The following is a 17,905-nucleotide window of genomic DNA, read 5'->3' on the forward strand; positions in this document are numbered from 1 at the left end:
GGCCCCGGTCGACGACCGGGGCCCTCCTACGTTCAGATGGCGATCAGATGGAGTACTCGCCGGAGAAGGACTCGAAGACCCACAGGCACACGGCGACGATCGCGAACACGGCGCCGATGATGAAGAGCCACCAGCCGATCGCAAGACCGGCGAACATGATGGCGCCGGAGCCGGCGAGCCACAGCGGCGTCCACGAGCTGGCGACGAAGTAGCCGTAGTTGCCCTCGGCGTCCTCGATCTCACCGGCGGCGTTGTCCTCGGGGCGCAGCGGCAGCTTCTTGCCGGTCATCCAGAGGTAGAAGCCGGTCAGGGCGAACAGCAGGGCGGTGAGGATCAGCGCCGTGACGCCGATCGGCTCCTCCCACTTGGACCAGAAGCCGTACATGAGCACGACGGGGACGAAGAAGACGAACAGGTAGAGGAAGAGCTTGGTCTCGACACGCATCGGGATCAGTCCTCACGCTTCTCGGTGCTGGCAGGGCTGGCGGGGGCCTTCTCGGACCCGGCGACGTCGGCCGGGCCCATGACCTGGACGAGGGTGCCCTGGTCGGCGACGGGCGCGACGCCCGCAGCGGCCTCGGGGTGGTGCAGGTCGAACGCGGGACGCTCGGACCGGATGCGGGGCAGCGACGTGAAGTTGTGCCGCGGCGGCGGGCACGAGGTGGCCCACTCGAGCGACGCGCCGTAGCCCCACGGGTCGTCGGACTCGACGAGCGGGGCCGTGCGCCACGTCTTCCAGACGTTGTAGACGAACGGGATCATCGAGGCGCCGAGCAGGAACGCACCCACGCTCGAGACGATGTTCGCGAGCTGGAAGCCCTCCTCCGGCAGGTAGTCGGCGTAGCGGCGGGCCATGCCCTCGACGCCGAGCCAGTGCTGGATGAGGAACGTCATGTGGAAGCCGATGAAGAGCATCCAGAAGTGGATCTTGCCGAGCGTCTCGTCGAGCATCCGGCCGGTCAGCTTGGGCCACCAGAAGTAGTAGCCGGCGAACATCGCGAAGACCACGGTGCCGAAGACGGTGTAGTGGAAGTGCGCGACGACGAAGTAGCTGTCGGAGAGGTGGAAGTCGAGTGCCGGGCTGGACAGGATGATGCCGGTCAGGCCACCGAAGAGGAAGGTGACGAGGAAGCCCATCGACCACAGCATCGGGGTGGCCATGACGACCTTGCCGCCCCACATCGTGCCGATCCAGTTGAAGAACTTCACACCGGTCGGCACGGCGATGAGCATCGTCATGACGGCGAAGAACGGGAGGAGTACCTGCCCGGTCACGTACATGTGGTGCGCCCAGACGCTCGCCGACAGGGCCGCGATGGCGATCGTGGCGAAGACGAGGGTCTTGTAGCCGAAGATCGGCTTGCGCGAGAAGACCGGCAGCACCTCGCTGATGATGCCGAAGAACGGCAGCGCGATGATGTAGACCTCTGGGTGCCCGAAGAACCAGAACAGGTGCTGCCACAGCATGGCCCCACCGTTCTCGGCGTCGAAGATGTGCATCCCGAAGCGCCGGTCACCACCGAGGGCGAAGAGCGCGGCCGCGAGGATCGGGAAGACGAGGATCGCGAGCAGCGACGTGATGAGCACGGTCCACGTGAAGATCGGCATCCGGAACATCGTCATGCCGGGCGCGCGGAGGCAGATGATCGTCGTGATGAAGTTGACGGCGCCGAGGATCGTGCCGAAACCACCGAGCGCGAGGCCGAAGACCCAGAGGTCACCGCCGACGCCGGGCGAGTAGCTGACGTCGGACAGCGGCGCGTAGGCGAACCAGCCGAAGGCGGCCGCGCCCTGAGGCGTCAGGAAGCCGACGGACGCGATGAGGCCACCGAAGAGGTAGAGCCAGTACGCGAACATGTTGAGGCGCGGGAACGCGACGTCGGGCGCACCGATCTGCAGCGGCATCACGGCGTTGGCGAAGCCGGCGAAGAGCGGCGTCGCGAAGAGCAGCAGCATGATCGTGCCGTGCATCGTGAAGAGCTGGTTGTACTGCTCGGGGTTGTCGACGACCTGCAGGCCGGGCGCGATGAGCTCGGCGCGGATGAGCAGGGCCATGAGCCCGCCGAGCAGGAAGAAGATGAACGACGTGATGAAGTAGAGGTTGCCGATGACCTTGTGGTCGGTCGTCGTCACCCACTTGACGAACGTCTGGCCCTTGGCCAGGCGCGGGCGGGCCGCGGCGGTCGTGCTCGGGGCCTGCGCCTCACGGTTGTACGTTGCGGAGGTCATCAGTTGCTCCCAGTGCGAGCCGGTGCGGGGATCTTGTCGATGTCGGCCTGGACCATCTTCTCGCGGCTGACGTCGACGGGGATGAGGCCGTCCTGGCCGATGGACTTCAGTCGGGCCATCTCCTGGTCGTACTCGGCCTGCGGGACGACCTTGACCATGAAGAGCATCTGCGAGTGGTAGGCGCCACAGAGCTCGGCGCACTTGCCCTGGAAGGTGCCGACCTGGGTGGGCGTGAGCTGGAACTTGTTGGTCTTGCCCGGGAGCATGTCCATCTTCATCATGAACGCGGGGACCCAGAAGCTGTGGATGACGTCGCGGGCGTTGAGAACGAACTCGACGCGCTTGTTGACGGGCAGGTAGAGCACGGGCATCTGGGCCCGCTTGCCCTCGGTGCCGTCGAGCTCGGTGTGGACACCGGTCTCGTGGACGTTCGAGTCGACGTAGTTGAAGTCCCAGCTCCACTGCTTGGCGACGACGCTGACCGTGAGGTCCTTCTTCGTGCTCGTGTCGACGAGGCGGGCCTCGTCACGCGCGGTGTAGTAGAAGAAGACGGCCACCATGAACACGGGGATGACCGTGTAGAGCATCTCCATCGGCACGTTGTAGCGCAGCTGGACGGGAAGGGTCTCGTCGCCCCGACGCTTGCGGAAGCGGATGGCGGCATAGAGCATCAGGCCCCACGTGACGGCGCCGACGGCCAGGACCGCGATCCAGCTGCCGATCCAGAGGTCGGTGACCCGCTGGCCGCTGTCGGAAACCACGGGGGGCAGGTATCCGTTGGACACCTGTCCCTGGCAACCGCTGAGGGCCAGTGCCGCGATACCGGCGATCCCGGCGATGCGCAGACCCGTGCGTCGCCGCCCGGTCCGACCATCCACCGTCGTCACCACCGGCGACGCCGCTGGGGTGTCTTCGTGCTCAGGCACCAGGTGCACCTTTCGTTCCGTACGTGGGCGCGCAGGGCGCGCGTCGAACGTGTTCACGTCAAACCGTCTGGGCAGCAAAGGCCCACGGCGCAACCCTACCGTCCCACTCCTGACGGTGTCCGCAGGGGGCGGCTAACGTTGCGCCGTGGTCAGTCACGATCCGGGCACGAACGTTGGACCCGGCCCGTCGTCCCCTTCCGGAGGCTCCCAGCAGGCGCCCGGCGGGCTCCCCGGCGACCCTCAGCGCGACCCTCAGCGCGCTCCTGCGCCGGCCCCTGGGCCGGCACCTGCGCCGGCACCTGCGCCGCCCCGCTCGCCCGCCACGCGCCGGCTGCTCGACGCGTCGTCCGGCCCGCTCCACCCCGTCGCCCGCGACACCCTGCTGGCCGCGGTCGAGGTCGGCTGGGCCGACCCCGCCCGCCTGCACGCCGAGGGCCGCCGGGCCCGGGCCCTGCTCGACCGGTCCCGTGAGATCGTCGCCGCGGGCCTCGGGGTCCGCCCCGGCGAGGTGAGCTTCCTGCCCAGCGGGCCGACCGCCCTGGCCCGGGCCGTCGACGGGCTGGCGTATGCCGCCCGCCGGCGTGGGGCGCGCACCGTGGCCTCCGCGGTGGAGCACTCCGCCGTCCTCGTGCCGGGCCGGGCCCGGGCGGCCGCGGCCGACGACGCGTCCCTCTTCGCGGAGGTCGCCGTCGACCCCCTGGGTCGGCTCGACCTCGACGCGTGGCGCAGCGCCCTGGCGGTCCCGGGCACCGTCGTCGCGGCGTTGCAGAGCGCGAACGGCGAGGTGGGCACCCGCCAGCCTCTCGCCGCGGCTCGCGACGCGGCCGCCGCCCACGGCACACCCCTCGTCGTCGACGCGACGGCGTCCCTCGGACGCGACGACGTGCCTGCCGACTGGGACGTCCTCGTCGGTGACGCACGCTCGTGGGGCGGGCCCCCGCTCGGCGTGCTCGTCGTGCGCGAGGGCGTGCGCTGGCACTGGTCGGAGGCCCGGGCCGACGTCGAGCACGGTCGCGCGGACGTCACGCCGTGGGTGCCGCTGGCGCTCGCCGCGGCCGAGGCGTGGCAGCAGACGTCGGCCACCGGACCGGCTGACAGGCAGGTGACGCGCGCGCTCGTCGACGACATCCGCCGAGCCGCGTCCGCAGTGCCTGACACGGTCGTCGTCGGTGATCCGGACGACCGGCTCCCCCACGTCGTCACCTTCTCCAGCCTCTACGTCGACGGCGAGACCGTCGTCGGCGCCCTCGACACGGCCGGCTTCGCCGTGGCGAGCGGGTCGGCCTGCACGTCGAGCACGCTCGAGCCGAGCCACGTCCTCGCGGCGATGGGGGTCCTGACCCACGGCAACGTCCGGGTGACGCTGCCCCTGCCCGCAGTCTCCCCCTCGCTCGCCGACGACGTCAGCGAGTTCACGGCCGCCATCGCACCGACCGTCCGGGCCGTGCGTGACCAGCTCGGGGTCGGGGACCTGTGACCGACGACCCGGCCGTCGTCGACGCGCGTGGGGAGCGCTGTCCGCTGCCCGTCATCCGCCTCGCCCGGCTCGTCCGCGACCGGCCCGACCTCGCGAGCGTCACGGTGCTGGCCACCGACCCCGCCGCCGCCCACGACATCCCGGCCTGGTGCCGGATGCGCGGCCACCGCCTCGTCGAGGCGCGCGCGGAGGGCGACCACACGGCATACGTCGTCGAGATCGTCAGGCCCAGCAGGCCGGCAGGGGCGCCCTGAGGACGGTCGGCAGGATCGCGAGGTACTCGTCGCGCGGGACCTCACGCACGCCGAGCGTGGCCAGGTGCGGCGTCTGCCACTGCACGTCGACGAGCCGTCGCGGGTCCCCGTCGGTGATGAGGAGGTCGCGCAGGCCGACGAGGGCGACCTTCGAGGCGTCGCGCTCGTGGTGGAACATCGACTCGCCCGCGAAGAGGCCGCCGATGGCCACGCCGTAGAGCCCGCCGACGAGCTCGCCGTCCAGCCACGTCTCGACCGAGTGGGCCCACCCGGCCTCGTGGAGCCCGACGTAGGCGTCGACGATCGCGGGCGTGATCCAGCGACCGTCGCGGTCGGGTGCCGCGCACGCCTCGACGACCGCGCGGAAGTCGGTGTCGACGCGCACCTCGAAACGGGCCACCGCCTTGCGGAGCGACCGGCTGACCCGCAGCTCACGCGGCCGCAGGATGCCCCGGGGGTCCGGTGACCACCACCCGATCGGCTCGGCGCCGTGGTCGCCGATCCCCATCGGGAACACGCCGACGGAGTACGCCTCGAAGAGCGTCGCGACGTCGAGGTCGGCGCCGATGCCGATGAGGTCCTCCCCCGGGGGCACGCGGTCGAGCGCGAAGTCCCAGGGGGTGGGCGGCGGCGGCGTGGGCACTGACGGGGCTCCCGGCTGTCGTGGGGGTGGGCTGCTCAGCGGCTCGTGGTGACCGTCAGCGCCGGGCCGGCGACGGCGTCATGGCCGTGGACACGTGATGTGGGGCCCGATCTCGTCGGCGGAGTCGGCACCGTAGGCGTCTGCCAGCCGCTCGAGGAAGCGCTGCTTGCCCAGGGCGTACTCCTGCGTCCCGATCGTCTCGATGACGTAGGTGGCGAGCATCGAGCCGAGCTCGGCGCACCGCCTCACGGGGAGCCCGGCCGCGAGCCCGGTGAGGAAGCCCGCCCGGAAGGCGTCGCCGACACCGGTCGGGTCGGCCTTGCGCACCTCACGGGCGATCCCGACCTCGACGGGCTCCTCGCCGCGCACGCGCACCGTGACGCCGTCCTTGCCGCGGGTCTTGACCTGGACGCGGACCCGGTCGGCGAGCTCGTCCTCGCTCCAGCCGGTCTTCTGGCAGGCGAGGTGGCTCTCGTACTCGTTGGTGAAGAGGTACTCGGCGCCGTCGATGAGGCGCGCGATGGTCGGCCCGTCGCAGAAGGCGAGCTGCTGCGAGGGGTCGGCCGCGAACGGGATGCCGCGCGAGCGGCACTCGTCGGAGTGGCGCAGCATTGCCTCGGGGTCGTTGGCGCCGACGACGACGAGGTCGAGCCCGCCGACGCGCTGGGCGACCGGCGCGAGCTCGATGTCACGGGCCTCGGTCATGGCGCCCGCGTAGAAGGTGGCGATCTGGGCCATGTCGCGGTCGGTGGTGCAGATGAAGCGTGCCGTGTGCTGGGACTCGGAGTAGTGCACGGCGCCGCAGTCGACGCCGTGGCGCTCGAGCCAGCTGCGGTAGTCGGTGAAGTCCTCACCGACCGCCCCGACGAGCAGCGGGCGCTGTCCGAGGTTGGCCATGCCGAACGCGATGTTCGCGGCCACCCCGCCCCGTCGGACCTGCAGGTCCGAGGTGAGGAACGACAGGGAGATCTTGTCGAGCTGCTCGACGACGAGCGAGTCGGCGAAGAGTCCGTCGAAGGTCATGAGGTGGTCGGTCGCGATGGAACCGGTGATGGCGATCTGCACAGCACGAACCTACCCGGGATCACGGCGTCGCCGACGCCGACCCGGGGACGACGAAGGGCCCGACCGTGACGGTCGGGCCCTTCGGACGTGCGGTGCGGTGTGCGCCGTGGCGCAGGCGGCTCAGCTGAAGGAGTCGCCGCAGGCGCAGCTGCTGCCCGCGTTGGGGTTGTCGATGGTGAAGCCCTGCTTCTCGATGGTGTCGGCGAAGTCGATCGTCGCGCCCTCGAGGTAGGGCGAGCTCATGCGGTCGACGACGACCTCGACGCCGTCGAAGTCGCGGACGAGGTCACCGTCGAGGCTGCGCTCGTCGAAGTAGAGCTGGTAGATCAGGCCCGAGCATCCGCCGGGCTGGACACCGACACGCAGACGGAGGTCGTCACGACCCTCCTGCTCGAGCAGGCTCTTGACCTTCGTGGCCGCGACGTCCGTCAGGACGACACCGTGGGCGGGAGCCTCGGTCTGAACCTCGGCGGGAGATGCGTTCGTCTCGACACTCATGTGTTGGTCCTTCACGTCGTGGAGCATGGGTCGGAAGTGAGAACCCATGCCGCGCCGGATGTGTTCCCGACGCCTCCAAGGATACGTCGGGACCCACTCGATCCGTGCATCCTCCCCCGTTCCGGCGGCTCAGGATGTGGACGGCGACCACGTCCGCGCGACGCGGGCGGTGCGGTCGGCGAGGCGTGCGGCGGGCTCGGCGAGGGCGGCTGCGACCTGGTCGGGACGCTCCGCGACGGCATACACCCCTGAGAGTCCGGCCGTCATCGCCTCGCGGCGGCCGACGAGCGACTGGCCCGGCACGGCGATGACCGGCACGCCGACGCGCGCGGCGGCCTCGGCGACACCGACGACGACCTTGCCGCGCAGCGACTGCCAGTCGAAGCTGCCCTCACCGGTGACGACGAGGTCGGCGGAGGCCACGAGGTCGGCGAACCCGACGGCGTCGAGCACGGCCTCCACCCCGGACACCCGGCGGGCACCGAGCAGGTGCAGGGCGTAGCCGAGTCCGCCCGCGGCCCCGGCGCCCGGCTCGCGCTCGGGCTTGAGCAGGGTGCCGGTCAGCAGGTCCTTGGCGGGCGGGCGCACCCTCGCCACGACGCTCGCGAAGTGGCCCAACGCGTTCTCGAGCCGTTGGGCGTCCTCCTCGGACGCGCCCTTCTGGGGCCCGAAGACCGCGCTCGCGCCCTTGAGGCCGAGCAGCGGCGAGTCGACGTCGCTGGCGATGACGAGGTCGACGCCGCGCAACCGGTCGCGCGCGGCGTCCAGGCCGGCGACGTCGTCGGGCGTCGCCGCTGCGAGCGCCAGGCCTCCGTGCCCGAGGCGGGCGGCAGGACCCACGCCGAGGGCGGCCAGCAGGCCGGCCCCCGCGTCGTTGGTGCCCGAGCCGCCGAGCCCGATGACGACGCGCCGGGCGCCGGCGTCGAGGGCCGCCAGCACGAGCGTCCCGACACCGGAGGTGGACGTGCGGGTGGGGTCGCGCTCGTCGGGGGCGAGCAGGTGCAGCCCGGCCGCCTGCGCCGACTCCACGTATGCCGTCCGGCCGCCCGCGCCCGTCGTCAGCAGGATCGTGCCGGGCACCTCGCGGCCGAGCGGGTCGGTGGTCACGACGGCGTGCACCTCGCCGGCGAGGGTCTCGGAGAGGACGTCGACGAAGCCCGGTCCGCCGTCGGAGAGGGGCACGAGGGTCAGGCGGTCCCCCGGGGCGGTGCGTCCCCAGCCCTCGGCCATCGCGGCCGCGGCCTGGGACGCGGTGAGGGTGCCGGTGTAGCAGTCGGGGGCGATGATCACGTGCACGTCCGGCATCCTCCCACTGCCGTGGTCGCCGCCGGGTGCCGGTTCGAGGTGGTCGTGGGCGCCACAGGGTGCCCTGATCACCTCGAACCGGCGACGGCGCCCCGTCAGCGGTGGGGCAGGAAGAGGCCGGCGTCGCCGAACTCGTGCCAGGCGTAGCGGTGCGCGACCGCCTCGTCGTACGCCCGCTGGGCCAGCTCGGCCCCCGCGACCGACTCGACGAGGAGCAGGTGCGAGGCGTCCGGGTCGTGCCAGCCGGTGACGAGCCCGTCGACGACGCGGGCAGGCCGGTCCGGCGAGATGACGACCTCGGTCCATCCGGCCGCGGCGTGCACCCGACCGTCCGGGGCGGTCGCCGACTCGATGGCCCGGGTCGCGGTCGTGCCGACCGCGACGACCCGCCCGCCGCGGTCGCGCACGAGGTTGACGAGGGCGGCCGTCTCCCCCGACACGGCGAACCGTTCCGGCTGCGGCGCTTCCCCCGCCTCCTGCGACGACAGGCCGGTGTGCAGCGTCACGGGGGCGACGAGTACCCCCGAGGACACGAGGGCGGTGACGAGGTCGGCGGTGAACGGCCTTGCGGCGCTGGCCATCTCGGCGCTGCCCGGCAGCCGGGCGAAGACCGTCTGGTAGGCCTCGAGCGGGAACCTCGAGCGGAGGTAGCCGTACGCGATCGGTCTGCCGTGCGCCGCGACGTGCTCCGCGAGGGTGCAGTCGTCGAGCTCGGCCGCTCGCCACAGCCGGTTGCCGCGGCCCGTCGGCGACGAGTCGGGCCTCGGGTAGGGGGCCTCGAGGCGCAGCCGGGGACCGCCCGGCCCGAGCTCGACGACGTCGCCCTCCAGGGCGTCGAGCACCGGGTGCGCGGCGTCGGGCGCGGTGCGCAGCTCCACGACCCACGTGCAGTCGTCGAGCGCGGTCGCGGCGTGGACGACGACGGCTCCTCGTCCGGCCACCCGACCGTCGACCTCGGCCGCCACGGTGGCCGAGTTGTTGACGAGGAGCAGGTCGCCGGGCGCGAGGTGGTCACCGATCGCGGCGAAGGTCGTGTGCTCGACGTGCACCCCGTCCGAGGTCGGCTCCGAGGCGACGAGGAGGCGTACGCCGTCCCGACCGAGACCCCTCGTCTCGGGTGGAGCGTCGGCCGTGAGGTCGTCGGTGACGCGGAAGACGGTGTGCGGCGCGTGCGCGAGGGTCGCGGTCACGAGGCCACCGCCGCCGAGCCGGCCGCCGAACCGGCCGCGAGCAGGTCTGCAGCCCGGTACCGGCCGCTCGCGGGCCGCGACGCGAGCAGCGCCAGGATCGCGGGGACGGCGACCTCCTCCGGCAGCGGGCGGTCGCCGATGTCCTCCCCGGGGAACGCGGCCTGGTGCATCGCGGTGCGCATGTCGCCGGGGTCGACGGCGTACGCCCGGACGGACGGCAGCTCCACCGCCAGCGTCAGCGTCAGGTGGTCGAGCGCGGCCTTGCTCGCGCCGTAGGCGCCCCACGTCTCGTAGTGCTCGACGCCGGCGTCCGACGAGATGGCGATGACCGTCCCTCCCGCGGTCTCGAGGGACGCGAGGAGCGAGCGGGTCAGTGCGTGCGGGGCGATGACGTTGACGGCGAGCACGGCTGCGAGGGCGTCCGTCGTCAGGTCGGTCAGGGGGCGCAGCGGGACCGGGCCGAGCGTGCTCGCGTTGTGGACGAGCAGGTCGAGGCCGCCGGGCCCTGCCAGCGCGGTGACGGCGACCGCGAGCTCCTCCCGGTGGACGGCGTCGCTGACGTCGCCGGACAGGCCGACGACGACGTGACCGTGGTCGCGCAGGGAGGAGACGGTCTCGGCGAGGCGCGAGGCGTCGCGGGCCGTGACGACGAGGTCCCAGCGGCGGACGGCGAGGGCCTCGGCGAGGGCCCGGCCGAGGCCCTGGGTGGCGCCGGTGACGAGTGCGGTGGGCATCATGACTCCTGTGGTGGTCGTGGGTCGATGGCCACAGCGTCAGACATCACGTTGACTTGAGGTCAAGTGCCCGAGCGCTGGGAGCCCGCGCGGCGGCATACGATCTGCTCATGACGACCGACACGGCATCGGCCCCGGCACCTGCTCCGCTCCCCCTCCTCGTGCTCGGGCAGGGCACCGACCTGCACACCGAGCGCGGCGTCGAGTGCCCGGGCGACCTGCCGCCCGCGTCCGACCCCGGCCTCGTCGAGCGCGCCCGCGCGGCCAAGGCGGCGCTCGGGGACCGCGTCTTCGTCCTCGGGCACCACTACCAGCGCGACGAGGTCATCGAGTTCGCCGACGTCACCGGCGACTCGTTCAAGCTCGCCCGCGACGCCGCCGCCCGGCCCGACGCGCCCTACATCGTCTTCTGCGGCGTGCACTTCATGGCCGAGTCCGCCGACATCCTCACGAGCGACGAGCAGACCGTGATCCTGCCCGACCTCGCAGCGGGCTGCTCGATGGCCGACATGGCCGCCATCGCCCAGGTCGAGGACTGCTGGGAGCAGTTGACCGCGGCCGGCGTCGCCGGCGAGACGATCCCCGTCACCTACATGAACTCCTCCGCCGCGATCAAGGCCTTCACCGGCCGGCACGGCGGCACCATCTGCACGAGCTCCAACGCCCGCACCGCCCTCGACTGGGCCTTCGAGCAGGTCGGTGGCGTCGGCTTGGACGGGACCGGCACGGGCAAGGTGCTCTTCCTGCCTGACCAGCACCTCGGCCGCAACACCGCGGTGCGCGAGCTCGGCCTCTCGCTCGACGACTGCGTCGTCTGGGACCCGCACCGCCCGAACGGCGGCCTGACCCGCGAGCAGCTCGAGAAGGCGCGGATGATCCTCTGGCGCGGGCACTGCTCGGTGCACGGCCGCTTCTCCGTCGACGCCGTCGAGGCCGCCCGCCGCGAGATCCCGGGCGTCAAGGTCATCGTCCACCCCGAGTGCCAGTACGAGGTCGTCGAGCGGGCCGACGAGGTGGGCTCGACCGAGAAGATCATCCAGACCATCGCCGCCGCGCCGGCCGGCACGTCGTGGGTCGTCGGCACCGAGCTCAACCTCGTGCGACGGCTCGCGCAGCAGTTCCCCGAGCAGCGGATCGCCTTCCTGGAGAAGAACGTCTGCTACTGCTCGACGATGAACCGCATCGACCTGCCGCACCTCGTGTGGGCGCTCGAGTCCCTCGTCGAGGGTCGGGTCGTCAACCCCATCCACGTCGACCCGACCGTGGCCGCCGAGGCCCGCGCGGCCCTCGACCGGATGCTCGCGCTGCCCGGCACGACCCACAAGGACTAAGCCACGGTGACGTCACCCGCAGGCGACCTCCACCGGGTCGCCGTCGTCTCCGACGTGCACGGCAACGTGACCGCGTACGAAGCCGTGCTCGCCGACATCGCGCGTCGCGGGATCGAGCACGTCGTCAACCTCGGTGACGTCGTCGGCAAGGGCCCGCGCGGCTCGGAGTGCATCCGGATCACCCGCGACCGTGACATCCCGACGGTCCGCGGCAACTGGGACGCCTTCATCGCGCGTGACGACGAGCACCCCTGGGAGCACCCGCAGTGGGTCCACGACGAGCTGACACCTGCTGACCGGCGGTGGCTCGCGGACCTGCCGAACGTGCACGAGCTCGTGTTGAGCGGGCAGCCGATCCGCTTCTTCCACGCGTCCCCGGTCGACGAGTTCACCCGTGTCTACGCGCCCACCACCGAGGCCGAGCACCGCGCCTTCGTCGCACAGACGGAGTTCACCGGTGACGGGCCGGTCCCCACGATCGTCGGCTACGGCGACATCCACGGCGCCTACCTCGCCGTCGACTACGGCCTCACCGTCTTCAACGCCGGTTCGGTCGGCAACGCCCTCGACGGCCCGGGCGCGCCCTACGTCGTGCTCGAGGGAAGCCTCACCGCCCCCGGAGAGGAGGAGCCGCCGGGCCACGTCGGGATCGCCTTCGTGCGCGTCCCGTACGACGTCGAGGCCGAGGTCGCGATCGCCCAGGAGCTCGGGATGCCGGGCGCGGAGGCGTACGCCCTCGAGCTGCGCGAGCAGCGCTACCGGGGGTCGGCGGTCCCCGCCCCCTGAGCCGCCGGGCCGGCCCGGGCCCGCCGGGCTCCGGCGTGGAGGACCTTGCTGATGGTGCCGCCTCCGGTGGTGTGACCACCCCAGCAGACGCAGCACCATCGCACACGTGATCGGTCGACCCTCGGACCGATGGCGTATGCCGCCCGCCTCAGTGGGCGGACCGCAGCGCTCCCAGCCGGGCGAGGAAGACCGCCTCGGCCACGCAGACCTTCTCGAACTCGCCGAGGTGCAGTGACTCGTTCGCGCCGTGGGCGCGGGTGTCGGGGTCCTCGACCCCGGTGACGATGATCGAGGCGTCGGGGAAGCGCGCCGAGAAGTCGGAGATGAACGGGATCGAGCCACCCACGCCCATGTCGACCGGCTCGGTCCCCCACGCGTCGGCGAAGGATGCCCGCGCCTCGTCGTAGACGGGGCCGTTCGCGTCGGCCGCGAAGCCCGAGCCGTGCTCCTCGAGCTCGACGGTCAGGCGGGCACCCCACGGGGCGTGGGCCTCGAGGTGCTCACGCACCCGCTCGAAGGCGACGAGCGGGTCCTGGGTCGGTGCCAGCCGGACGGAGATCTTGGCGGCAGCCTTGGCCGACAGCGTGTTCGACGCCTTGTCGATGGACGTCGCGTCGATGCCGATCGTCGTGATCGAGGGCTTGTTCCACAGCCGGCTGAGGATCGAGCCGGACCCGATGAGCGACACGCCGTCGAGCAGGCCCGACTCGGCGCGGAAGCGCTGCTCGTCGTAGTCGATGTCGGCGGCCTCACCGGCGTCGAGCCCGGCCACGGCCACGGTGCCGTCGGCGTCGTGGAGCGAGGCGAGCAGGCGCACGAGCGCGGTGGTGGCATCGGGCGCCGCACCGCCGAACATGCCGGAGTGCACGGAGTGGTCGAGCGTCTGCACTCGGACGACGACGCGGATGCCGCCGCGCAGGGTCGTGGTGAGGGCGGGCGTGCCGATGTCCCAGTTGCCGGAGTCGGCGATGACGATGGCGTCGGCGGCGAGGCGGTCGCCGTGCTTCTCGAGGATCGTGCCGAGCGACGGGGAGCCGGACTCCTCCTCACCCTCGACGAAGACGGTGACGCCGACGGGCAGGTTGCCGGCGTGGGCACGCAGTGCGGCGACGTGGGCCATGACGCCTGCCTTGTCGTCGGCCGCACCGCGGCCGTAGAGGCGACCCTCGCGCTCCTCGGGCTCGAACGGCGAGCTGTCCCAGTCGGCGTCGTCGCCGGGGGGCTGCACGTCGTGGTGCGCGTAGAGCGTCACGGTGGGAGCTCCCTCGGGGCCGTCGAGGTGCCCGATGACGGCGGGACGGCCACCCTCGACGACGACCTCGACGTCGAGTCCCTCGCCGCGGAGCAGCTCGGCGACGGCGTCCGCGCTGCGGGTCACCTGGCTCTGGTCGAAGGACGAGGCCGAGACGCTCGGGATGCGCACGAGCTCCTCGAGGTCGGCCCGGACCTGCGGCATGAGCTCGGCCACGCGGTCGCGGATCTGCTGGATCTGGGCGGGGGTGAGGGCGTCGTCAGTCACGTGCCGACCCTACCCACGCGGGCGTCCGTCCCACGAGGCAGGCGAGGCCCCGGTCCACCACCCTCGCGGTGGCCGCCTCGGGAGCTGTCGTCCCCCATGGGTAGGTTCGGACGGATGGGAGACAACCCGTTCGTCGCCGGGCAGGACCCGTGGCTCGAGCGCCTGGGCAACCTGCGCAACGTCGTGCGCCAGGAGATGGTCACCCGGCAGCTCGCGGCGCACCTGCCACGTGGCCCGCTCCGCGTCCTCGACGTCGGCGCCGGGCAGGGCACGCAGGCGCTGCGCCTGGCCCGGCTCGGCCACTCGGTGACCGCCGTCGAGCCGGACGGGCGGATGCGCGCCACCTTCGAGCAGGCCGCCGCCGGACTCACTCCGGACCAGCGCGACCACGTCACCCTCGAGGCCACCGACCTCGCCGGCCTCGCGAGCGTGACGCGGCCGACGGCATACGACGTCGTCATGTGCCACGGCGTCCTCATGTACCTCCCCGAGAGCCGCTCCGCGGTGGCCGGCCTGGCCCGTCGCGTCGCGCCGGGCGGCATCGTGTCGATCGCGGCCCGCAACGGTGACGCGATGGCCTGGCGCCCGGCCGGGCGGCACGAGTGGCCCGCGGCCCTCGCGATGCTCGACGAGACGCGCCGCGCGGCCCGGGAGGGCCGGCACGCCCGCTACCGCAACGAGATCGGCGTCGACGCCCGCGCCGACACCCTCGCCTCGCTGACGGCCGACTGCGAGGCCGCAGGCCTCGAGGTCGTCGCGTGGTACGGCATCCGCGTCGCGAGCGACGACGTCGCCGTCGACGAGCCGCCTCCGGAGGGCGACGAGCTCGCGACCCTGCTCGACGTCGAGGAGATGCTCGGCTCGACCGACCCCTACCGCGCGCTCGGGACCCTCGTGCACGTCATCGCCCGGCGGAGGGCCTGACTCCCCCGTCGGCGCGTCCCGCCACGCCGCCGGGGGCTGACGTCCGCGCCCGGTCGTGCTTGGCTCGGACCATGGACGCCGTCGACCGGGTGCAGCAGGCCTTCGCCGCGGTGCCGCGCGCGGGCTTCCTCCCCCGCGGCGCCCGGTCCCGTGCGGCCCACGACGCCCCGATCCTCATCGGGCACGGCCAGACGAACTCCCAGCCGCGGACCGTCGCCGACATGCTCCGCCTGCTCGACGTGCAACCCGGCCAGCGCGTCCTCGACGTCGGCTCGGGCTCCGGCTGGACGACCGCCCTGCTCGCCCACCTCACCGGGCCGACCGGCGAGGTCGTCGGCGTCGAGCTCGAGCCCGCCCTGGCGCGCTGGGGTGCCGAGAACCTCGCTGCCACCCGGATGCCCTGGGCAGAGATCCACGAGGCCGCCGCCGGCGTGCTCGGAGATCCCGACGGTGCGCCCTGGGACCGCATCCTCGTCTCGGCGGAGGCGCACACCCTGCCCCAGCCGCTCGTCGACCAGCTCGGCGACCCCGGGCGGCTCGTCGTCCCCGTCGCCGGCACCATGACACTCGCCGTGCGCGACCACGGCACGCTCCGGACCACGCGGCACGGGCACTACCGGTTCGTCCCGCTCCGCACGTCACCCGGGTCGTGACGACGAGGGGCCGTATGCCGTGTGGCCGTGGGCGCGATGCGGGTCCCGGCCGCCCTTCGGCTTAGAGTGTCCCCGTGTTCGGACGCAAGAAGACCCTCAACGAAGAGCTCTCACCCACGGCCTCGACCGACGAGTCGGCGCGCCCCGGCGCGAAGAACCGGCCGACGCCGAAGCGGCGCGAGCAGGAGGCCCTCAACAAGCGTCCCCTCATCGTCACCGACCGCAAGGCCGCGACGAAGCAGGACAAGGCAGCCCGCCGCGAGGCGATGGCCAAGCAGCGCGCCGGCATGATGACGGGGGACGAGAAGTACCTCCCCGCCCGTGACAAGGGCCCCCGCCGTCGCTTCATCCGCGACACCGTCGACGCCCGCTGGAACATCGGCGAGTTCATGCTGCCGATCATGCTCATCGTCCTGCTGCTCAGCTTCGTCCGCACGAACTGGGCCCTGCTGCTCGTCTTCGTCCTCGTCTACGGCCTCATCCTCGTGGCCATCGGCGACGCCCTGCTGATGTGGCGCCGCACGCGGCGCAAGATGGACGACAGGTTCGGCGGCGCCGAGAAGGGCGACGCGTGGTACGCCATCATGCGTGCCTTCCAGATGCGCCGCACGCGCATGCCGAAGCCGCAGGTCGCCCGCGGCGAGCACCCCGCCTGACCGACCTCGGGTGCGACGGGCTGCTGACCGCCCGGCTCAGCCCTGCAGGTCGGCGAACGCGAGCGGCGCCCGTGTCACGGCGTACGTCGCGAAGTAGAGCTTGTCGACGGAGCCGTCACCGGCGCGCACGACCTCGAGCACCTCGCCGCGCTCCCGACCCGCCACGGCACGGAAGCGGTCGGTGCCCTCGGCGGCATACCGCGTCTCGGAGAGCGGCTCGTCGTCGGCGAGCCGCGACCACAGCTCGCCGCCACGCACGAAGAAGGTGAGGGGCGAGCCCTCCGACCACCACAGGCCGAGGAGCTCGGCCAGGGCCGGCTGCTCCGTCTCGGGCACCCACGCCGCCGCCACTGACGGCTCGGCGTCGACGACGGCCTCGACGAGGTCGGTCGCGAGCCCGAGGGTCATGGCCCCGGACGTGGCGTTGGCGAAGACGACCGCGCCGACGCCGTCCTTGCGACGGACCCGCAGGCCGGTGAGGAAGCCCGGCATGGCTCCGCCGTGGCCGACGTAGACGCGGTCGCCGCGACGGCCCATGCCGAAGCCGAGCCCGTAGGCGCCGCTCCAGCCGTCGACGTCGGTCATGATGATCGGCCGGCACATCTCCTCGACGGTCTCGGGCCGCACGACCCGGTCGTCGGGGCTCGCGACGTAGGCCGCGTAGCGCGCCATGTCGGCGACGGTCGACCACAGGCCACCGAGCGGCGCCGTCGCGTTGAGCGTGAAGAGCGGCTCCTCGCTCGCGGTGCCGGCATAGGGGTCGACCTGGTAGCCGAGGGCGCGGTCGTCGGCGGGCGTCAGGCCGGTGCGGCTCATCCCGAGGGGCTCGAGCACGCGCTCGCGGACGACGTGCTCCCAGTCCCGTCCCGTGACGCGCTCGACGACCTGGCCGAGGAGGCCGTAGGCGAGGTTGGAGTAGTGGAAGGCGTGGTGGGCGGGGAGCACCTGCTCGGCCTGCTCGACGCCGGCCAGGAACTCCTCGCGCTCGGGCGCCACGAGGCTCTCCCAGATGTTGCCGACGGGCTCGCGCTGCAGTCCCGAGGCGTGGGCGAGCATCTGCCGCAAGGGAACCCGTGCATGCCTGGTGCCGGGCACGTACGTCTCGAGCGCGTCGTCGAGCGACAGCAGCCCCTCGTCACGCAGCGTCATGACGGCCAGCGCCGTGAACGTCTTCGTCACCGAGCCGATCATGAACTGCGTGTCGTCGGTGGCCGGTGCGGGCTGCGACCCGAGGCGGGCCGACCCCACGTGCGCCGACCAGACGAGCACGCCGTCGCGCACGACGCCGACGCTGACGCCCGGTGAGCGCCACGAGCGCTGGGCCGTGACGACCCGGGCGAGCAGGTCGCGCTCGAGCCCGGCCGACAGCGCCGTGTCCGACGGGTTGCCGGCGCCGAGCGGCGCGCTCACTCCGCGGCCCGCAGGCTCATCGGGCCGTAGACGACGGTGTCGTTCTCACGCAGGGTGACCGCCTCGACGCCGGCGTCGAGCAGCTCGCGCCACGACTCCCCGAGGTAGCTCTCGGCGTCGCTCTGGGTCGGGAAGCCCGACGTCGTCACGCCCTCCCCCTCCACCGGGTTGCCGTGCGCGTCGAGGAACAGCCAGGACCAGTCAGCACTCATGCGGCCACCCTAGTTGGCGCGCCGTTTGACGGGCGGACGCCCCGCGTGCGACGGTTCGCCTAACCGAAGGACGATGGGGCAAGCCGGTGTGAC

Annotated in this window: 19 protein-coding genes; 7 read left to right on the forward strand and 12 right to left on the reverse strand. The window is 72.5% G+C overall.

The annotated features are described in order from the left end of the window. Window positions 1-43: 43 nt before the first annotated feature. Genes ACSSS0_RS01220 through ctaC form a run of 3 tightly spaced genes read right to left on the reverse strand, consistent with a single transcriptional unit; the run spans window position 44 to window position 3,155 of the window. A complete protein-coding gene (locus ACSSS0_RS01220; RefSeq protein ID WP_435985752.1) occupies window positions 44-445 on the reverse strand; it encodes a cytochrome c oxidase subunit 4 in 402 nt (133 codons plus the stop codon). 5 nt (window positions 446-450) lie between these two features. Further along, the gene (gene ctaD / locus ACSSS0_RS01225; RefSeq protein ID WP_487229745.1) at window positions 451-2,229 is read right to left on the reverse strand and encodes an aa3-type cytochrome oxidase subunit I; all 1,779 of its coding nucleotides are present in this window, start codon (window positions 2,227-2,229) and stop codon (window positions 451-453) included. Beyond that, complete coding sequence (gene ctaC / locus ACSSS0_RS01230; protein WP_435985750.1) at window positions 2,229-3,155, reverse strand: aa3-type cytochrome oxidase subunit II; 927 nt, start codon at window positions 3,153-3,155, stop codon at window positions 2,229-2,231. The genes ctaD and ctaC overlap by 1 nt, the downstream gene beginning before the upstream one ends. Before the next feature lie 331 nt (window positions 3,156-3,486). Between ctaC and ACSSS0_RS01235 the strand changes: the two genes are divergently transcribed. After that, window positions 3,487-4,632 (forward strand): cysteine desulfurase family protein, encoded by a 1,146-nt coding sequence (locus tag ACSSS0_RS01235; RefSeq protein ID WP_487231173.1) that lies wholly within the window; start codon window positions 3,487-3,489, stop codon window positions 4,630-4,632. Further along, window positions 4,629-4,886, forward strand: a complete 258-nt coding sequence (locus tag ACSSS0_RS01240; RefSeq protein WP_487229746.1) for a sulfurtransferase TusA family protein — start codon at window positions 4,629-4,631, stop codon at window positions 4,884-4,886. Before ACSSS0_RS01235 ends, ACSSS0_RS01240 begins: the two co-directional genes overlap by 4 nt. Here the strand turns inward: ACSSS0_RS01240 and aat are convergent. The 6 genes from aat to ACSSS0_RS01270 form a co-directional block, all read right to left on the reverse strand. Beyond that, the gene (aat, locus tag ACSSS0_RS01245) at window positions 4,855-5,529 is read right to left on the reverse strand and encodes a leucyl/phenylalanyl-tRNA--protein transferase (RefSeq protein WP_435985748.1); all 675 of its coding nucleotides are present in this window, start codon (window positions 5,527-5,529) and stop codon (window positions 4,855-4,857) included. The genes ACSSS0_RS01240 and aat overlap by 32 nt on opposite strands. 78 nt (window positions 5,530-5,607) lie before the next feature. Then, window positions 5,608-6,594, reverse strand: a complete 987-nt coding sequence (locus tag ACSSS0_RS01250) for a carbohydrate kinase family protein (protein WP_435985747.1) — start codon at window positions 6,592-6,594, stop codon at window positions 5,608-5,610. Window positions 6,595-6,714: 120 nt separating this feature from the next. Further along, complete coding sequence (erpA, locus tag ACSSS0_RS01255; protein WP_020145450.1) at window positions 6,715-7,092, reverse strand: iron-sulfur cluster insertion protein ErpA; 378 nt, start codon at window positions 7,090-7,092, stop codon at window positions 6,715-6,717. 129 nt (window positions 7,093-7,221) lie between these two features. Beyond that, window positions 7,222-8,388 (reverse strand): glycerate kinase family protein, encoded by a 1,167-nt coding sequence (locus tag ACSSS0_RS01260; RefSeq protein WP_487229747.1) that lies wholly within the window; start codon window positions 8,386-8,388, stop codon window positions 7,222-7,224. 104 nt (window positions 8,389-8,492) lie between these two features. Continuing rightward, window positions 8,493-9,587 (reverse strand): S-adenosylmethionine:tRNA ribosyltransferase-isomerase, encoded by a 1,095-nt coding sequence (locus ACSSS0_RS01265; RefSeq protein WP_487229748.1) that lies wholly within the window; start codon window positions 9,585-9,587, stop codon window positions 8,493-8,495. Next, window positions 9,584-10,321, reverse strand: coding sequence for an SDR family NAD(P)-dependent oxidoreductase (locus ACSSS0_RS01270; protein ID WP_487229749.1), 738 nt, complete (start codon window positions 10,319-10,321; stop codon window positions 9,584-9,586). Before ACSSS0_RS01270 ends, ACSSS0_RS01265 begins: the two co-directional genes overlap by 4 nt. A 110-nt stretch (window positions 10,322-10,431) precedes the next feature. On the opposite strand from ACSSS0_RS01270, the gene nadA reads away from it, so the two are divergent. After that, a complete protein-coding gene (gene nadA / locus ACSSS0_RS01275; protein WP_487229750.1) occupies window positions 10,432-11,652 on the forward strand; it encodes a quinolinate synthase NadA in 1,221 nt (406 codons plus the stop codon). Window positions 11,653-11,658: 6 nt separating this feature from the next. Further along, on the forward strand, window positions 11,659-12,438 hold the full coding sequence (locus ACSSS0_RS01280) for a metallophosphoesterase family protein (RefSeq protein ID WP_487229751.1): 780 nt from the start codon (window positions 11,659-11,661) through the stop codon (window positions 12,436-12,438). Window positions 12,439-12,586: 148 nt separating this feature from the next. On the opposite strand, the gene ACSSS0_RS01285 is transcribed toward ACSSS0_RS01280, so the two are convergent. Continuing rightward, on the reverse strand, window positions 12,587-13,957 hold the full coding sequence (locus ACSSS0_RS01285) for a M20/M25/M40 family metallo-hydrolase (RefSeq protein WP_487229752.1): 1,371 nt from the start codon (window positions 13,955-13,957) through the stop codon (window positions 12,587-12,589). Window positions 13,958-14,071: 114 nt separating this feature from the next. Here ACSSS0_RS01285 and ACSSS0_RS01290 point away from each other — a divergent pair, with 114 nt between their 5' ends. The 3 genes from ACSSS0_RS01290 to ACSSS0_RS01300 all read left to right on the forward strand — a co-directional run bounded on the left by ACSSS0_RS01290 (window position 14,072) and on the right by ACSSS0_RS01300 (window position 16,190). Next, window positions 14,072-14,881, forward strand: coding sequence for a methyltransferase (locus tag ACSSS0_RS01290; RefSeq protein ID WP_487229753.1), 810 nt, complete (start codon window positions 14,072-14,074; stop codon window positions 14,879-14,881). 71 nt (window positions 14,882-14,952) lie between these two features. Next, the gene (locus tag ACSSS0_RS01295; RefSeq protein WP_487229754.1) at window positions 14,953-15,534 is read left to right on the forward strand and encodes a protein-L-isoaspartate O-methyltransferase family protein; all 582 of its coding nucleotides are present in this window, start codon (window positions 14,953-14,955) and stop codon (window positions 15,532-15,534) included. Window positions 15,535-15,608: 74 nt separating this feature from the next. Further along, on the forward strand, window positions 15,609-16,190 hold the full coding sequence (locus ACSSS0_RS01300; protein WP_487229755.1) for a DUF3043 domain-containing protein: 582 nt from the start codon (window positions 15,609-15,611) through the stop codon (window positions 16,188-16,190). A gap of 36 nt (window positions 16,191-16,226) precedes the next feature. Here ACSSS0_RS01300 and ACSSS0_RS01305 read toward each other — a convergent pair whose 3' ends face one another. Together ACSSS0_RS01305 and ACSSS0_RS01310 are read right to left on the reverse strand one after the other, a co-directional pair. After that, entirely contained in the window at window positions 16,227-17,600 is a 1,374-nt protein-coding gene (locus ACSSS0_RS01305; protein WP_487229756.1) for a serine hydrolase domain-containing protein, read from the reverse strand. Next, window positions 17,597-17,812 carry a hypothetical protein gene (locus ACSSS0_RS01310; RefSeq protein WP_056781174.1) on the reverse strand — a complete coding sequence of 72 codons (216 nt, stop codon included), beginning with the start codon at window positions 17,810-17,812 and terminating at the stop codon, window positions 17,597-17,599. Before ACSSS0_RS01310 ends, ACSSS0_RS01305 begins: the two co-directional genes overlap by 4 nt. Window positions 17,813-17,905 lie beyond the last annotated feature (93 nt).

Source organism: Terrabacter sp. R4-6 (assembly GCF_057529065.1).